This window comes from Enterococcus sp. HMSC072F02 (assembly GCF_001837725.1).
Lineage (GTDB): Bacteria > Bacillota > Bacilli > Lactobacillales > Enterococcaceae > Enterococcus_B > Enterococcus_B lactis.
Map to the genome: position 1 here is coordinate 114,789 of NZ_KV833976.1, position 16,388 is coordinate 131,176.

Genomic DNA, 16,388 nt, shown 5'->3' on the forward strand with positions numbered 1-16,388 from the left:
GAGTTATTTACACAAAATTATTGACGCTACCAAAAAATCATGTATTCATTTTTTATATTAGTCCAAATGTACAAAAAATAGTATTTGATAAAGAAGTGAATAAAATAAACGAGGAATGGAGGATAGATTGAGTGATACTTGAATCTATCCTCCAATTTTTTTTTACGTTATATATAGTATTTGCCATTACCAAAAAGTCCCTCTTATCTTCTAGTATCCTTTATATAAGAAACAGCATCCATTTCTTTTACTTGAACAAACCCTACTGATTCATAAAATTTTTTTGTTTTCTCAGTATCATCTGTCAATAATTCGATTTGGACTGGTCCATAACTGGTGATCTTCTCCAAAACTTCATTCAAAAGTGCTTTGCCTATTCCTTGGCGCTGATACCTCGGATGAATGAGGATATCTTGAATAAATGCGATCGTCGCACAATCAGTGATCCAACGAACGACTCCGATAATCTTCCCTTCTCCATTACGCTTTATCAGAGATTCAGATTGTTCAAATGCCTTCTCTAACCTTGCAGTGTCTTTTGTGTAATGCGTCCAACCAACGCTCTTATATAATTCAGAAATCTCATCAATCATAAGGGAATCAACATTCATTTTTTTCTTCCTTTCTTATACAATTCTCCCTCTAATAATACAATTCTTTGATTATTTAATCTATCACATATAACTCTCCTGTAAAGATTCTCTCGATTCCTTAAAATTCCTCTTTCCTTTTAGAATGCACCCTTTTTGATAAATAAAAAAGGTTGTGATAAATTTTCTTCACAACCTCTGTTTCTCTCTATCAAGTATTATCTTTTAATTTTCTACCCTTACCCTAGCATCTCTATTGCCCATAGTATGCATGCTTTCCGTGTTTTCGAAAATAATGTTTATCTAGCAAATATTGTGGGATTTCACATATATTTGGGTTGATCAACTTGTTTTCTTTAGCCATCAAACAAATTTCATCTAAAATCAGGCTATTTTCTACTGCTTCTATAGGTGAGCGCCCCCAAGTGAATGGTCCATGTCCATAGACAAGTACTCCAGGGACTTCGTTTGGCTCTAATTTTCTTTCCTTAAATGTCTCGACAATCACATTCCCTGTATGAACTTCATAAGCTTCTTTTACTTCTTCTTTCGTCAATTGGCGTGTACAAGGAATCTTTCCATAAAAAGCATCAGCATGGGTCGTGCCATAAGCTGGCAAATCTCTGCCTGCTTGCGCCCACATGACAGAGTGAGTAGAATGAGTATGAGTAACAGCAGTTACATCTTCAAAAGCTTTGTATAAAACAACATGGGTAGGCAGATCTGAAGATGGTTTTAAGCTGTCTTCTTCTATTATATTTCCTGACAAATCTGTTACAACCATTTGATCTGCTTGCATGCGTTCATATCGGACACCGCTTGGCTTAATAACGATGACTCCTAGCTCACGGTCCACTTCACTCACATTGCCCCAAGTCAATTTGACTAATCCGTATTGCGGCAATGCCAGATTTGCTTCAAAGACACGTTGCTTCATTGCTGCAATTTTTTCTTCACAAGACATCATAGCCAGCCTCCTTCAATTTAGAACTTAAGTAGTCTTTTGCCTGTTGGATTTCTCTTCGAAAATCTTGACTTTTTTCACTCCACATTTCGATCAGGAATGTTCCATCATAATCTAGACGTTTCAAATGTCTCAATAATCCAAGAAAGTCAACGCATCCGTTACCAAAAGGAACATCTCGAAACTGTCCTGAATATTCTTTTGTTACAGGATACGTGTCTTTTAAGTGGATAGCAGTGATATAATCGATCCCTTTCTCAAGTTCTCGAGCCGGATTATTTTCCGGCCATGCGGACAAATTGCCTAGGTCTGGATATACTTGTAGAAAAGGGGAACGAATCTGTTCTTTGATTTCTAAAAATTTTGAAATGGAGTTCATAAATGGGTCATCCATGATTTCCACGGAAAGAATGATGCCATATTTAGAGGCTTCCTTTACACTTTCTTTTATTCCTTCGATAAAGTCTTCTCTGGAATTCATTGATTTCTCTTCATAATAAACGTCATATCCAGCTATTTGGATTACTTTGACGCTTAAATTATGCGCCAAATGGATTGCTTTTTTCATTAGTTGTTTCGCTGCTTTTTTCTTTTCTGGATCAGCAGAACCAAACGGAAATCGCCGATGCGCACTTAAACAAATCGAATGGATACGTACTCCAGAGCTAAACATCTCTTCTCTCAGCTCAGCTATCTTTTTTTCAGACCAATCTAATCGTGCTAACCGCTCATCCGTCTCATCAATCGACATCTCGATAAAATCGAAGTCCATTTCTTTTACAAGGGAAAAACGTTCTTTCCATGAAATATCTTTGGGTAATGCTTTTTCATAAATCCCAATTTGAGCCATTTCCTTACCCCCAGATACGAATGATCTCATCTTTGAAACATTGTGCAGCCTTCATTGGATCTTCTGCTCCTGTAATCCCCCGACCCGCGATAAAGGTATACACGTTGATTCCTTCAAACAATTGTAATGTGTTTGGATTTAATCCACCAGTTACAGAAACATTGAAGCCTAGTTCAATCAGTTTGCTGACCTTCGACAAATCTTTTTCACCCCAAGCTTCACCAGATAAGAGCGCATCACGGCTTTGGTGGTAGATTACCTGTCGGATTCCGATGTTATACCAATCCTTGGCTTGCTCAAAAGTCCAATTGCCATAGAGTTCTACTTGTAATTCGCCTATCTCTTTTTGTGCTGCCTTCATCGTTGGCATTGTTGCACAGCAAATGACTGTCATCCAATCTGCTCCTGCAGTAGCAACATTTCTTGCTACTGTTCCTCCAGCATCTGCACATTTTGTATCAGCGACCAGTTTTTTTTCTGGAAATATACTGTGAATACAGCGAATCGCTTTTTGTCCTTCCTGTAAGCAAAGGATCGTTCCCACTTCAATAATGTCTACTACATCACCGACTTTCATAACATCGCCTAATGCATGTTCTAAATCATTGTGATCTAACGCAATTTGCAGATTCGGCCTGCTCATCTTGGTTCCTTCTTTCACTTGTTTTTTTGATACCATGTTGTTTCAGCAAATTTTTCACTGATTTCTTTGGCGGACATCACATTTTTTATACCAATAACTGTAACGCCTTTTTTCTCTGCCTGAGTAAACATATTCAAAAAATTGACTGGTGTAAAAACGACATCATATTGACTCGCTGAGCTTTTCCCCTCTGAAATAGCACAATGATGAATCTTGGTAATTGGTATATTTAGTTCTTTCATTGCTTTTTCTACACTTCTCATCATCATCAAGCTGGTTCCTGATCCATTTGCACACGATACTAAAATTCTCATCCTAATCCCTCCATTATGAGTGTTGTCTAATCAGATTTCTTTTATGCTTTCTGCTTTTCTGCATATTTTTCATAATCTTCTACAATCAAGAAATACCCTTCAGGATTTTTCCGATATTGTAACTGCGGAATAGCCAATAGACCAATGACGACTACGGCGATTCCAGCATAACCTAGAACTTTCATGACTACTGTAAATAATGGCCAAGCTGTCGCCCAATCGAACATCCCGATATAACCACCGTATGTTGACATCCCGATCCATGTAGCGAATAATGCTGAACCGCCTACTTGTATGATTCCAGAAAGAAACGGGAATAGACAGGCAGCTTTGAATCCACCTCGGTTATTGGCATAAACTGCTATGACAGCATTATCAAAGAACAACGGAATGAAACCGGCTATGACGATCGTTGGCGATTTCAATAAAATCAGTAAACCAATCATCAAAAATTGACCCAAAGCACCGAACAAAAATCCAATCGTTACCGCATTTGGCGAACCAAAGCCAAAAGTAGCGGCTACATCGATTCCTGGAACAGCTCCTGGTAAAATCGTGTTTGAGATTCCTTGAAAAGATTGAGTTAGTTCATCGACGAAAGTCCGAACCCCTAATTGCAAGATTGCCAGATATACCGCAAAATTCAAGGAAGTCGTCATAATGTAGAATAAGAAACTCTGCCCCTCTTTCATGAATTGTGCTTGAATCAAATAATCTTTGCCTAGTACAAGCAGAATGATCCCAAAGAAAAATAGCATGAGCAACGAAGTAGCAACCATATTCTCATTAAATATCGATAGGAATCCTGGTAATTGGATATCTTCGATTTTCTTGTCTTGCTTGATCGATCGATTTTTCTTTTCATCCCGCTTTTTCATCCATTCAGCTAGTTTAGCAAAAATAAAGATTCCGAACATTTGCTGATGTGCCACCGCAAATCCGGCACCTTCTGTCAATTCCTGCGTGATCCCTACTGTTAAGTTAGAAGCTACTGCCCAATAACACCCTAAAATCAATCCCATAAATATCAATACTTGTATCCTGCCTAGATCAGGAAAACAAAACAGTAAAATCCAAAAAGCGGTAGCTGCTTGCTGGACCTGAACATTTCCGGTCGTGAAAACGGATCGCAGTTTCGTATATTTCTGAAAACGGACTAATAAAATATTTAAAACAAATGCAATCAGTAATAGAATCATCACATCTCCAAAGGTACGGCCAAATGTCTCCATTAATCCAGCATCCACAGCATTTTTGTCCAAAATAAGGATCTGTAACCATAGCATCCAAATTAAACCGTTCTTTTAGTCCAACCAAGATTGGTCGAAAATTGTTGACCAAACCACCAGAGCCAACAGTCAAAATAAAGTAGCCAACCGTTGCCTTTAAGAATCCAGCGATGCATTCATGAAGCGGGCGTTTCAGCAAAATATAGCCTAATAACACGATAAAACCAATCAGGTACGCTGGCTGCGTCAAGATATTTGTTGCAAAATACGTCCAAATGCTTAACAAAAATTCCCCCATCTTTTTTCTCCTCTATCAATTAATTATATTCCGCCATCACAACTTGGTAATCATCGATGGAGTTCGTAGAGATGAGACGCTCAACCAATCCATCTGTCATTAATAATTCGGATAATTTTTGGATATTTTCTAGGTGTTCTTTTGGATTTTTTGCTGCGAGTGTAAAAAACAAACTGGCCGTTTTCTCCTCATTCTCATCTTCGCTTTCAAAACGGACTGGCTGCTTCAACTTGGTAAATGAAATAGCCGTTCCAAAAACTCCCTCGCTTTTTTCTGAAGAATGTGGCATGGCTACTTGAGGTGCAATCACAATATAAGGTCCATATTTTTCTACACAATGAATGATTTCTTCAACATACGTTTGATCAATGATTTTCTTATCAATCAATACACGACAGCTTTCGGCGATAGCTTCACGCCAATTCGTGATTTCTTTATCTGGGTAATGAATCAATTGATAGTCAAAAAAGTATTTCAGCAAGAAACTTCCCTTCTTTCTTATAAAAACGACGGAAACGGTGTATCATTTTCAATCGAGAAGACATCTTCAAATCCGCGATAAAAATTAAACTCAAGATCATCTTTGTTTGTCGGATAGATGAATTTCCCGCCTACTTGCCAGATATAAGGTTTAAACCCATAATGCAAGCGATCCTTTTTGAATTTCCAAATTTCAGTAATCTCTTTAGGATCAGCCATAAAATTAGACCAAATATCGTAGTGGACAGGAATCACTACTTTTGCATTCAATGACTCCGCCATGCGCAGCATATCAACAGAAGTAACTTTGTCTGTTATCCCTCGTGGGTTTTCACCGTAGGCTCCTAAGCAGACATCGATTTTGTGGTCATTGCCATGTTTGGCAAATAAATTGGAATAATGTGAATCTCCTGCGTGATAAAGATTACCTCCTGATGTTTCAAATAAATAATTTACTGCTATTTGATCCATCTCCTGAGGCATTTTTCCTTTCAATACTTCTTCCGGATCTTCACAAGTAACCAACGCTGTCCGATCAAACGCTTCTAAAGCTACTACATTGATATTTTTGATTTTGACCGCATCACCTGGTTTCACGATAATCGTTTTTTCTTCAGGGATCCCCCATTTTTGCCACATGTGAACCACTTCTTTTGGTCCAATGAATATTGCTTCAGGACAATTTTGATGCACGGCTGCAGCTGTGTGAATATCTAGATGATCGGAATGGATGTGTGTGACGATTAAAGCGTCTACATTTTTTATTTCAAAAGGATCGATTACGAAAGGCTGAGTCCGTAAGTTAGGCTGCATATTTTGAACACCGCTCATACGCATCATCTGATGCCCTTTTTTCATCATGCCATTTCCATGACTGCGTTTTCCCGTTCCACACCATAAATCACATAAGATATTCGTTCCTTCATGACTTTTCAGCCAAATTCCCGTACAGCCTAGCCACCACATAGCAAAAGTTCCAGGTTCCACTACCTCTGATTCGATTTCCTCGTTCAAATACATACCCCATTCTGGAAATGTTTCTAATATCCACTTTTCTTTTGTCACTTCATTTACCGTTTTGCTCATTTACTTGTTCCCCCCATATCATTCTTACGACTTACAAGTAAATCTTAATGCGTAACCGCATGCGTGAAAACCCTTTTATATGACTGTTTGTCTTTTATATGATTTTCTTTTAAATATTAATGATTGTTTCAGTATAATAAAGACAGATATGAATATTTAAATGAACAACTAATCAAATAAATCCATGGATCAAGATGTCCTTCAGGAGGCAACAGTCATGAAAAACTCACTTGTCAATATTGAAAAACGGCAAAAAGATATTTTGGAACTACTTCAGCAAACCGAACAATTGTCAACTTTTCAATTAGCTGAATCTCTGGATGTATCTATTAGTACGATACGCAGAGATTTAAATTTATTAGAAGAAAAAAACGAGATCATCCGCAATTACGGTTATTGTTCTTATAATTACAAAAACCAGACTGATTTTGATCAATCTGGTCCTGAAAGGATTAAACAAGCGATTGCCAGAGAAGCTAGTAAATACATTAGCGATTATGATACATTGTTTATTAATTCTAGCTCGACTGCATTGAAAACACTGGATTTTCTTCAATCTAACCATTTGACAGTCGTTACAAACAACGTAAAAATCAACTATTCTCCTCACAAAGATAATTGCAGTTATATTTTAACTGGCGGAGAGATGCGCTTTCCAAAAGAAGCACTGGTGGGCGATATCGCATTAAATACGATTTCTTCAATCAATGCAGACATTTGTATCATTGGTTGCAGCGGAGTCGATGTCGCACATGGGGTCACAACGAAAATATTGAATGAATCAACAATCAACGAAATGATGACCAACCAGACAATCAAATGTAAGATTCTAGTTGCTGATCATCGAAAAATCGGACTGACATCAAAATTCAAGATTGCTGATATTTCAGTCTTTGATTATTTGATCACTGATAAATTTTGCTCTGAAAAAGTATTAGACAAAATCAAGAATATGGGGACAAAAATCATCCAAGTAGATTCATTTTAAGAATTATGTTGGTTTGCGTAAAAAACTCTACTACATTCAAAATTACCATTTGAACATAGCAGAGACTTCTTAAAACGATAAAATGGATGAACAATCAAAATTTGATTTAATCATCCATTTTACTAACTATTTTCTCCACATCCAAAGTTCCGTATTCTTCCTTAGATATTACGAAAACAGGTATTTCAGGGAACTGACTTTCTATTTTATCTTTTGCATATCCAAGTAAAGGAGTGAGCAATAAGATGTCTGCTCTCTTTGCTTCTTTGTCTATTTGGCTAGAATCATATACTTTGACTGACACATTTTTTTGCTCTTTTTGAAAGAAATGTGTCAATTTTCTTTCTAAACGTTGCGTTTGCAAAAGTCCATCAGAAGAAATCAAACTGAATGTCATATCGAAAAGAAAGATTTTCTTTGGACTTTGTTCAGCAATCTTGGGCTTGTTAAGATTCATTGGTTATCTTCCTCTCTTTTGTCTTTAGATCATCCCAGTATTTTAACTAACTTTTATTATATATACATTTTTATGAAAGCGCTATATAATAAGTTAGATTATTATCTAAACTCAACAGAGATATTTGTTTACGAATACTATTTTTGTTAGATATTGAAAGGAGTACCGTCCATGTTAAGCAATAGTTTGATTGCTTTACTAGAAAAGAAGCGTTCCTCGTTAAGTAAAATCGAAAATGAAATATTGGATTATATATTCCTCCATTTGTCCGATATTGGAACAAAAACGATTTATGAAGTATCTGATGATTTATTTGTCTCAACTGCTACTATCTCCCGAACGGCTAAACATTTAGGCTATCAAGGTTTTAAAGAGTTGAAATACGCCATCGATCAATCCATCCATGTAGAGGAACAGGAAGGAAATAGCCGAAGCTTTCAAACAATCACGAACCAAATCACTTCAAATGTCACAGAGACGTTCCATCAAATGAGCGAAGAAAAGGCCAAACAAATGATGACATTGATCTATCAATCGAATACTATCGAAGTTTTTGGATTAGGAGGAAGCTTCCCTATTTGTACAGATTTTGCTCGAAAACTGACTTTTTTAGGAAAAAAAGCATTTGCTCGTTCAGATTGGGATGAACAAGAAGCAGCTGTAAGTAATTTGAAACAGGAAGACTTAGCCATTTTCGTCAGTTTCACAGGAGAAACAAAAGGTATCCTCTCCTATGCCCAGATTGCTAAAAGACAACAAGTCCCTATCATCAGCATTATTTCAACCAAGGGAAGTAACTTGGAAAAATTATCGACGATTTCCTTATATGCAAAGGGAACGACTCGCTATCACCACAGTGTCGATTTAAGTTCAAGAATTTCTGTGATTTGTTTATTTGATACAGTACTCTTGATGTATGCAGACCAAATGAAAAACAATTAGCTATAATTTGTTGCTATTTCTAGTGAAACATCTTACTCAATCATGTATGAGGATACAGAATATCTGTCTCCTCTTTTTTATTTCCTTTAGTTAGCTATAATAAACCTATCAATGAAAACGCAATCATTTTTTTAAAAATCTTAAAACTACTAAGAGATGGAGGAAGAAAAATGAATACAAAGAAAAAGAAATCAACCTTTTGGGAGTTCTTTCAAGGGTTGGGAAAGACTTTTATGTTGCCGGTTGCTTTGTTGGCTTTCATGGGTATTCTTTTAGGGTTAGGTAGTTCATTTTCCAGTGAATCAATGATTCAGACTTTACCGTTTTTAGGATATCCAGCAGTTAAAGCAGTGTTCCAATTCATGTCTGCTATTGGCGGTTTTGCCTTTACCTACTTGCCAGTCATGTTTGCCATGGCCATTCCATTAGGATTAGTTCGTAAGGAAAAAGGTGTGGCCGCTTTCTCTGGATTCGTCGGTTACACTGTCATGAATTTAGCCATCAACTTTTACTTAGTCCTGACAAATCGTTTAGTTGATGCCGACCACTTGCGAGAAGCTGGACAAGGAATGGTTTTTGGTATCCAGACGATCGAAATGGGTGTTCTTGGAGGGATCATTGCTGGAATCATCGTTTATAAGTTGCATAACAGGTTTTATACTGTTCAGTTACCAGATAGTTTCGCCTTCTTCTCAGGGGCTCGTTTTGTACCGATTATCACTTCTCTAGTTTTAGGGTTTGTTGGTTTGATCATCCCCTTGATTTGGCCTTTATTCGCTATGGTCATTATGGCTATCGGCCAGCTAATCCAACGTTCAGGAATATTTGGTCCCTTCTTATTCGGTTCAGGGGAACGACTGCTTCTTCCATTCGGGCTTCACCATATTCTAGTTTCGATGATACGCTTTACTGAAGCTGGTGGTTCGGCGATCATTGATGGGAAAGAAGTATTTGGTGCACTGAATATCTTTTATGCAGAATTGCAAAACAATTTGCCTATTTCGCCAAGTGCAACTGCCTTTTTATCACAGGGAAAAATGCCTACATTTATTTTTGGACTGCCTGCAGCAGCATTAGCTATGTATCGTACCGCTGCACCACAAAATCGACATAAAATCAAAGGATTGTTGATTTCAGGTGTGATTGCGACAGCTGTGACCGGAATCACAGAACCAATCGAATTTTTATTTTTATTCATTAGTCCGCTATTATGGCTCTTCCATGTCGTCATGACTGGTCTAGGTTTTATGGTCATGGCATTATTAGGTGTCGTAATCGGGAATACAGATGGTGGAATCTTAGATTTTGTGATTTTTGGTCTACTCCAAGGTAATGACACAAAATGGTGGTGGGTATTAATAATCGGTGCTTTGTGGTTCGGTATTTACTATATTGTCTTCAAAACAGTAATCATAAAATTGGATTTAAAAACACCTGGGCGTGACAAGACAGTGGATGAAACAGAATATACCGATCAAGAAGTGAACTTTCATAAAACAGGCGGATACGATGCAAAAGGAATTTTAGCAGCACTTGGTGGTCAAGAAAACATCCAATCTTTAGATAATTGTATTACACGTTTACGTTTAGTTTTAGCAGATGCAGATATCGTAGATGATGAAAAGTTAAAACAACTAGGAGCATTAGGTGTGGTCCATCTCGATCATCAAAACGTCCAAGTGATTATCGGAACGAAAGTCACAACTGTTCGCAATCAGCTTGATACGATTTTAGGATAAAAAGATAGAAGGTGAAATTTGTGGCATTTGATACCGCTATAAATAGAAAAGGAACGTACTGTACACAGTGGGACTACGTTGAAGACCGATTTGGCGAAGCTGATTTACTCCCTTTTACGATTTCTGATACAGATTTTATGGTCCCCGAAGAAGTACTTGATACTTTGAAAGAAAGAATGAACCACCCAGTATTTGGCTATACCCGCTGGAATCATCATGAATTAAAAGAAGCAATTAAACAGTGGTATCAATCCCGTTTTGACACACTACTGGAAGAAGAATGGATCATGTACACTCCAACAGTTATCTATGCAGTATCTACCCTTATTCAAATGCTTACTAAAAAAGGGGAAGGAGTGGTTTTACAAACGCCAGCTTATGATGCTTTTTTTAAAGTCATCCAAGACAATGACCGACTTCTAGTCGATAATCCTTTGATCTATGAAGAAAATCAGTACCGGATCGATTTTACGGATTTAGAAGAGAAATTAGCCAGGCCAGAAAACAAAGTACTACTTCTCTGCTCTCCCCACAATCCAACCGGTAGAGTATGGAAACAATGGGAATTAGAAAAAATCGTGGCATTGTGCCGTCAGTATTCTATATTTTTATTATCTGATGAGATACACATGGACATTTTAGGACGAGGACAAACGCATATACCTATCACACGCTTCAATTATGAACAAGTGGCGATTGTCACCAGCGGTACAAAAACATTTAACTTCCCTGGATTGACATTTGCCTATACGTTGATACCGAATCTTGGGTTACGTGAGCATTTTCAAAGGAAGTTAAAAAATGCGGATGGGTTATCTTCTACCAATATTTTCGGTATGTTAGCGACAATGAGTGCCTATCGGTATTGCAGTCATTGGGTAGATGAACTGAATCATTATCTTGAGAGCAATCAGCGGTATGTAAAAGCATTTATCCAAGAAAAACTGCCAGATGTAAAAGTCGTCGATCTTGAAGCAACCTATTTGATGTGGCTGGATATATCCAAAGCTGTATCAGATATCCCTCTTTTAAGAGAGAAGCTGATTTCTATAGGCAAAGTGGCGATTATGGATGGATCGATTTACGGCGGAAATGGTCATCAATTTTTACGATTGAATATCGGCTGTCCGAAATCGAAATTAGTAGATGGACTAGATCGTATGTTGAAAAGTTTTGAAGCAACTGCTGAAATCGAAATTAAACCATAATAAAGGAGATGTGACAAAAATTTTTGTCACATCTCCTTTTTTCGAATATACGATGTTCTTAAAGTTGAACACTTCTGTCAAGATCTCTTTATTTAAGGTCGTTTTCGATCACTTTCACCGCGTGATCATTCCCGTTGAAACATGCTACTTTTTTGGCATCCATATATCTTTCTAAATAATCGTCTTCTCCTAGTTGCTTATGGCAAAAAGCAATTTCATAAAGCAAGTATTCCAATGCCTGGGTTGATTTATGTTTCTTATTGTACCCAATCCCCTTCTCGCACAACTGGATTGCTTTTTCATAGTTCTCGATTTTGCTGTAATAGGTGGCGATATTATAATATACGATACAGACCATCAGATTATCAAAATCAGTATCATTCAAGATTTTAAGCGTACGTTCCACATACACTTTTGCAAAGTCTAGTTCTCCTTTTGCCAAGTAGATCATTGCCACATTTGCAGCTGCTTGTAAGTGATGGATATCTGTTTCGGTCGTTTGTTCCAACACTTGATTGAAATAAAACAATGCTGCATCTTCTTTTTTTGCATAAAGATGATCAAGCAGTCCTTGATAAAACAAGATTTGGTTTAAAAGATCAGAATTGCTTACTTTTTTCTGATCAATCGTTTGTAAAATTTCATAAGATTCTTTGTACTTCGATACAGCATTCAACGATTGAATCTCACTTAATTTTTTTCTGATCTTGTCTTCTTCTGTTTCCACTAATATATCGGAGATCTCGACATTCAACTTTTTGCAAAGCGCACTTAGGATGTTGATACCTGGTGACATATTCTTGTTTTCGATATTGCTGACAGTTGCCTGTTCGCAAATACCTTCTGCTAATTGTACTTGTGTTAACCCCTTTTTCTTTCGGTATTCTTTCAGTAATGCTCCATCTACTTTTATCAAAACAATTTCCTTCCCTTTAAAAAATTATTTCTCCTTTATATCATACACAAAAAAAAGTTCTAAACAACCATAATTGTTTAGAACAGAATAAAAATTTTAATTTTTACCACCAATTATTTCTTGATAAAAAATCAACTGTCTACCTGCAGATCAATCTCCTGAAGTATTTTCTCTATCATTTCTTGTTGACTTAATTCGGCAGTCAGTATCTTCTCATTAGGCAATCCAAGTATATCATGCTCCAACCACCAATCCGCCATTTGTTCTGCACCAAATTCTTTTGACATCTTTCTCTGGCTGTGACGTCTCAGCGTTTCTTCAAAAGAAAGATCGTAATAATAAGCAAATACATTTCCTTGAAAGCTCTCATACAGGTCCATAAGCATCGCTTTGTAGATTTTTGCACTCATGATCCCCTCGATAAGGACTAAATCAAATCTGTCTTTTCCAAATTCTGCCAACTGACGGATCAAATCTGGTGTAGGATTTCCTACTTTATCTTTGACATTCAACATTTCTCTTCTCACTTCATCTTGAGAGATTCGCATCACCTTCCCCATAGGAAAATGATTTTGAATAGCTTTAGCTGTCGTTGTTTTCCCACTTGCTGAATTTCCTCTTAATATGACTAGCTTCCCCATAACACTGCATCTCCTTGTATACCAATAATCATTCATCCAACATCATTAATCCTTCTGTTGATTGAAAATAAAAAGAGAATCTGTTTGTATAAAAATCATTCTGATCTGTGGTAAGCATATGGAATGAGATCCGTAATTTTGATTTTTTTAGCCCCCTCTTCTGTTGAGACAATGATTTCACAAGCAGGTGCATACTCCAATATAAACTGTCGGCAATTCCCACATGGAGAATAGATCATGTCAAAATGATCTCCACCCACAGCTACGATACACTCAAAATCACGTTCACCACGACTGATTGCTGTCCCTAACGCAATGATTTCTGCACATGCCCCATGATTCGAATAAACATTCACACCAGTATACACATTACCATTTGTGCAACGTACTGCAGCTCCCACTGTATGATTGAAAGACACCAAATCAATATTTGATTTAATGACTTCGGTTGCAGCATCCACTAATTCTAAATCCATTGTTGATAAATCGCTCATTTTTATCTCCTTTTTTCTGCCAAATCGGTTAAAGTAATCATAATCTTTATATAAAAAAACATCAATGGCAGAACGGAAAGAAAAGAAACGACTCAGTTAATATGTGGACTATTGTTCTTGGTACAACGGTAAAAAAGCAAGCTTGCATTTACAAGCCTGCTTTTGGAACATTTAAAGCTTCGATCAAAGCTTCGATGTGACAAACCACCTATGCTGCTCGATCATAAAATTGATAGCAAAAATTCCACAAAGTATATATGTGCCCCATGATAATAAAACATTCATCTGCGGTAAAATGATCTTTGGAAGAATCACAATCAAAAATGATGCCAGAGCCCAAACCCAACGATTGATGTGAACGTGACGCATAGCCAGCATATTCAACATAAGTTGGCTTATCGTTAATAAAAAGATAAAAACAAAAAATAAAATCAGCCAATACATTGTTTTCCACCTCTGAAATCAGACTTAAGCAGTTTGTATTTCGTTATCTCCATTATTATTTTGTTCATCTGACAACATCTTTTTATCATAAGCTTTTACAAATGGATAATAGATGATAAATGCTATCAGTGTATTGATCACAATCAAAACAACCACACGCCAGTCATTTCCTGCTGAAAGGTAGCCGCCGATTGGTGCTGGTAATGTCCATGTTGGCAATACAGTAAATCCATTGACCATTTCTAATTTGACTGCAAAATAGCTGACAATAGTCAAAACTAAAGGAACTAAGTTGAATGGAATGAACATGTAAGGATTCAACATCATAGGAGCTCCAAAAATCATCGGCTCATTGATATTGAAGATACCAGGAATAATGGAAAAACGACCAACTTCTTTTAAGAATTTTGATTTACAAAAGAATAAAAACAAAACTGATACCACAATCGTGGCTCCTGCACCGCCAATCGTAACTGTCCATTGATAAAACTGTTCAGGAGCGATATAAGGCAATTTGGTAGCAGCTGTACCATCTGCTAACGCCTTCGCATTCTCATCCAACATAATCAGCCACATTGGACGAACAACAGCTCCTACGATACTCATGCCATGGATCCCAAATGACCACAACAAATGGATCAAAAACATCGGTAATAAAACACCAAGCAGATTATTCCCTAAAATATTGGTTAAGGGCTCGAATAACGACAATAAGGCAGCGTTTACATCGAAACCCGCGACGCTTCGAATCAACCAAGTCGTTGTTAAAATCACTGCACCAGGAATCAATGCCTCAAAACTACGGGCCACAGCAGGTGGTACTTGTTCTGGCATTTTGATAGTAATATTACGCTTTTTAAAGAAACGATACACTTCCACTGCAAAAATCATGGATAGGATCCCGGCAAACATCCCAGATGCTCCTAAAGAACTCATCGGTAAGACCCAGCCAAGAGGTGCCTCTTCAGGTGTTAAAACGTTTACAGGAACTTGTAACATAAAGAACGTCCCTAGTGATAATATACCACCCGTCACACTATCCAACCCATATGATTTAGCTAGATCCGAACCCATAACAAAAGTTGCGTAAATAGCCATTAATCCCATCGTAATCCTGAAAGGTAAAACGATTGTTGCCGAATAAGGGGCAATAAATTCATTCCACCCAGGAAACGGTAAATTGATGAAAACCATAAAAAATGTACCAATCAAAATCAATGACAGTGTTGAAACAACCCCATTACGAATTGCCAACAAATGTCGCTGTGTACCAATTTTTGCCATTGGTGGGACAAGTTTTTCCTCAACCCATTTCATCAGCTTTTCCACTAAAACCACTCCTTTTCAATAAAATAGAGACCATTCACTGCATAATGAAGCAAAGAATGTTCATAATTAATTATATAATTATGAAATTTTATTTCAATATATTTTAGTAGAAAATATTATTATTTTTTAATACAGGTTCTTTTTTCTATACAAAAAAATTTTTCAAACCTAATAAACTTTACTGTTCCTATACTGATCTATGGGTTTATAAAATAGTATTTAAATAAAATAAAACACCTTGAAATTTAATTTCAAGGTGTTTCGTAATACCGGCGGCCGGGGTCGAACCGGCACGTCCTCAACGGACACTGGATTTTGAGTCCAGCGCGTCTGCCAATTCCGCCACGCCGGCAAGTTGATTTATTAGTACTAAGGCGGTAACCGGATTTGAACCGGTGATGAAGGTTTTGCAGACCTCTGCCTTACCACTTGGCTATACCGCCATTATACTATTATCAATCTATAAAATAAAGAATAAATTATAGAAACTGGGGTAGCTGGATTCGAACCAACGCATGAGGGAGTCAAAGTCCCTTGCCTTACCGCTTGGCTATACCCCAAGAATAAAAAAGGCGAATGATGGGAATCGAACCCACGAATGCCGGAGCCACAATCCGGTGCGTTAACCACTTCGCCACATTCGCCATCATAAAAGATGTTATTTAATTTCTCAATAAAAAACTAAGATGAAGACATCTTAGTCAATACCGGCGGCCGGGGTCGAACCGGCACGCCCTCAACGGGCACTGGATTTTGAGTCCAGCGCGTCTGCCAAT

Annotated in this window: 17 protein-coding genes, 4 tRNA genes and 1 pseudogene; 4 read left to right on the top strand and 18 right to left on the bottom strand. The window is 37.3% G+C overall.

Going from position 1 to position 16,388, the window contains the following annotated elements; all coding sequences use genetic code 11:
* Positions 1-203: 203 nt before the first annotated feature.
* From HMPREF2731_RS12785 to ulaG, 8 genes and pseudogenes are all read right to left on the bottom strand, one after another.
* A complete protein-coding gene (locus HMPREF2731_RS12785) occupies positions 204-611 on the bottom strand; it encodes a GNAT family N-acetyltransferase (RefSeq protein ID WP_002309676.1) in 408 nt (135 codons plus the stop codon).
* Positions 612-843: 232 nt separating this feature from the next.
* The gene (locus HMPREF2731_RS12790; RefSeq protein WP_002320558.1) at positions 844-1,554 is read right to left on the bottom strand and encodes an L-ribulose-5-phosphate 4-epimerase; all 711 of its coding nucleotides are present in this window, start codon (positions 1,552-1,554) and stop codon (positions 844-846) included.
* Entirely contained in the window at positions 1,544-2,404 is an 861-nt protein-coding gene (locus HMPREF2731_RS12795) for an L-ribulose-5-phosphate 3-epimerase (RefSeq protein WP_002309678.1), read from the bottom strand. The genes HMPREF2731_RS12790 and HMPREF2731_RS12795 overlap by 11 nt, the downstream gene beginning before the upstream one ends.
* Positions 2,405-2,408: 4 nt before the next feature.
* On the bottom strand, positions 2,409-3,047 hold the full coding sequence (locus HMPREF2731_RS12800; RefSeq protein ID WP_070873130.1) for a 3-keto-L-gulonate-6-phosphate decarboxylase UlaD: 639 nt from the start codon (positions 3,045-3,047) through the stop codon (positions 2,409-2,411).
* 14 nt (positions 3,048-3,061) lie between these two features.
* Positions 3,062-3,361, bottom strand: coding sequence for a PTS sugar transporter subunit IIB (locus HMPREF2731_RS12805; protein ID WP_002292382.1), 300 nt, complete (start codon positions 3,359-3,361; stop codon positions 3,062-3,064).
* A gap of 41 nt (positions 3,362-3,402) precedes the next feature.
* Positions 3,403-4,888: pseudogene (locus HMPREF2731_RS12810) on the bottom strand (PTS ascorbate transporter subunit IIC).
* Positions 4,889-4,907: 19 nt separating this feature from the next.
* Positions 4,908-5,369: a PTS sugar transporter subunit IIA gene (locus HMPREF2731_RS12815; protein ID WP_002320559.1), complete on the bottom strand. Its 462-nt coding sequence runs from the start codon at positions 5,367-5,369 to the stop codon at positions 4,908-4,910.
* 17 nt (positions 5,370-5,386) lie between these two features.
* Positions 5,387-6,454 (bottom strand): L-ascorbate 6-phosphate lactonase, encoded by a 1,068-nt coding sequence (ulaG, locus tag HMPREF2731_RS12820; protein WP_002320560.1) that lies wholly within the window; start codon positions 6,452-6,454, stop codon positions 5,387-5,389.
* A gap of 217 nt (positions 6,455-6,671) precedes the next feature.
* Between ulaG and HMPREF2731_RS12825 the strand changes: the two genes are divergently transcribed.
* A complete protein-coding gene (locus HMPREF2731_RS12825; protein WP_010726648.1) occupies positions 6,672-7,442 on the top strand; it encodes a DeoR/GlpR family DNA-binding transcription regulator in 771 nt (256 codons plus the stop codon).
* Between the two features lie 106 nt (positions 7,443-7,548).
* Here the strand turns inward: HMPREF2731_RS12825 and HMPREF2731_RS12830 are convergent, their stop codons facing one another.
* Positions 7,549-7,899 (bottom strand): PTS sugar transporter subunit IIB, encoded by a 351-nt coding sequence (locus HMPREF2731_RS12830; RefSeq protein WP_002309684.1) that lies wholly within the window; start codon positions 7,897-7,899, stop codon positions 7,549-7,551.
* A 171-nt stretch (positions 7,900-8,070) separates the two neighbouring features.
* Here HMPREF2731_RS12830 and HMPREF2731_RS12835 point away from each other — a divergent pair, with 171 nt between their 5' ends.
* From HMPREF2731_RS12835 to HMPREF2731_RS12845, 3 genes are all read left to right on the top strand, one after another.
* Complete coding sequence (locus HMPREF2731_RS12835) at positions 8,071-8,841, top strand: MurR/RpiR family transcriptional regulator (RefSeq protein WP_002320562.1); 771 nt, start codon at positions 8,071-8,073, stop codon at positions 8,839-8,841.
* 170 nt (positions 8,842-9,011) lie between these two features.
* Positions 9,012-10,580, top strand: a complete 1,569-nt coding sequence (malX, locus tag HMPREF2731_RS12840) for a maltose/glucose-specific PTS transporter subunit IIBC (RefSeq protein ID WP_002345024.1) — start codon at positions 9,012-9,014, stop codon at positions 10,578-10,580.
* A gap of 11 nt (positions 10,581-10,591) precedes the next feature.
* Positions 10,592-11,788, top strand: a complete 1,197-nt coding sequence (locus HMPREF2731_RS12845) for a MalY/PatB family protein (RefSeq protein ID WP_002309688.1) — start codon at positions 10,592-10,594, stop codon at positions 11,786-11,788.
* A gap of 88 nt (positions 11,789-11,876) precedes the next feature.
* Here the strand turns inward: HMPREF2731_RS12845 and HMPREF2731_RS12850 are convergent, their stop codons facing one another.
* The 9 genes from HMPREF2731_RS12850 to HMPREF2731_RS12890 all read right to left on the bottom strand — a co-directional run bounded on the left by HMPREF2731_RS12850 (position 11,877) and on the right by HMPREF2731_RS12890 (position 16,256).
* Positions 11,877-12,704, bottom strand: a complete 828-nt coding sequence (locus tag HMPREF2731_RS12850) for a helix-turn-helix domain-containing protein (RefSeq protein WP_002309689.1) — start codon at positions 12,702-12,704, stop codon at positions 11,877-11,879.
* Positions 12,705-12,835: 131 nt separating this feature from the next.
* Positions 12,836-13,345 (bottom strand): kinase, encoded by a 510-nt coding sequence (locus HMPREF2731_RS12855; RefSeq protein WP_002309690.1) that lies wholly within the window; start codon positions 13,343-13,345, stop codon positions 12,836-12,838.
* 95 nt (positions 13,346-13,440) lie between these two features.
* Entirely contained in the window at positions 13,441-13,839 is a 399-nt protein-coding gene (locus tag HMPREF2731_RS12860) for a cytidine deaminase family protein (protein WP_002309691.1), read from the bottom strand.
* Positions 13,840-14,022: 183 nt separating this feature from the next.
* Positions 14,023-14,283: a hypothetical protein gene (locus HMPREF2731_RS12865; RefSeq protein ID WP_002309692.1), complete on the bottom strand. Its 261-nt coding sequence runs from the start codon at positions 14,281-14,283 to the stop codon at positions 14,023-14,025.
* A gap of 24 nt (positions 14,284-14,307) precedes the next feature.
* Complete coding sequence (locus HMPREF2731_RS12870; RefSeq protein ID WP_002320565.1) at positions 14,308-15,612, bottom strand: PTS sugar transporter subunit IIC; 1,305 nt, start codon at positions 15,610-15,612, stop codon at positions 14,308-14,310.
* A 267-nt stretch (positions 15,613-15,879) separates the two neighbouring features.
* Positions 15,880-15,964, bottom strand: a tRNA-Leu gene (locus tag HMPREF2731_RS12875).
* 20 nt (positions 15,965-15,984) lie between these two features.
* Positions 15,985-16,055, bottom strand: a tRNA-Cys gene (locus HMPREF2731_RS12880).
* 45 nt (positions 16,056-16,100) lie between these two features.
* Positions 16,101-16,172, bottom strand: a tRNA-Gln gene (locus HMPREF2731_RS12885).
* 11 nt (positions 16,173-16,183) lie between these two features.
* Positions 16,184-16,256 (bottom strand) — tRNA-His (locus HMPREF2731_RS12890).
* Positions 16,257-16,388: the final 132 nt, after the last annotated feature.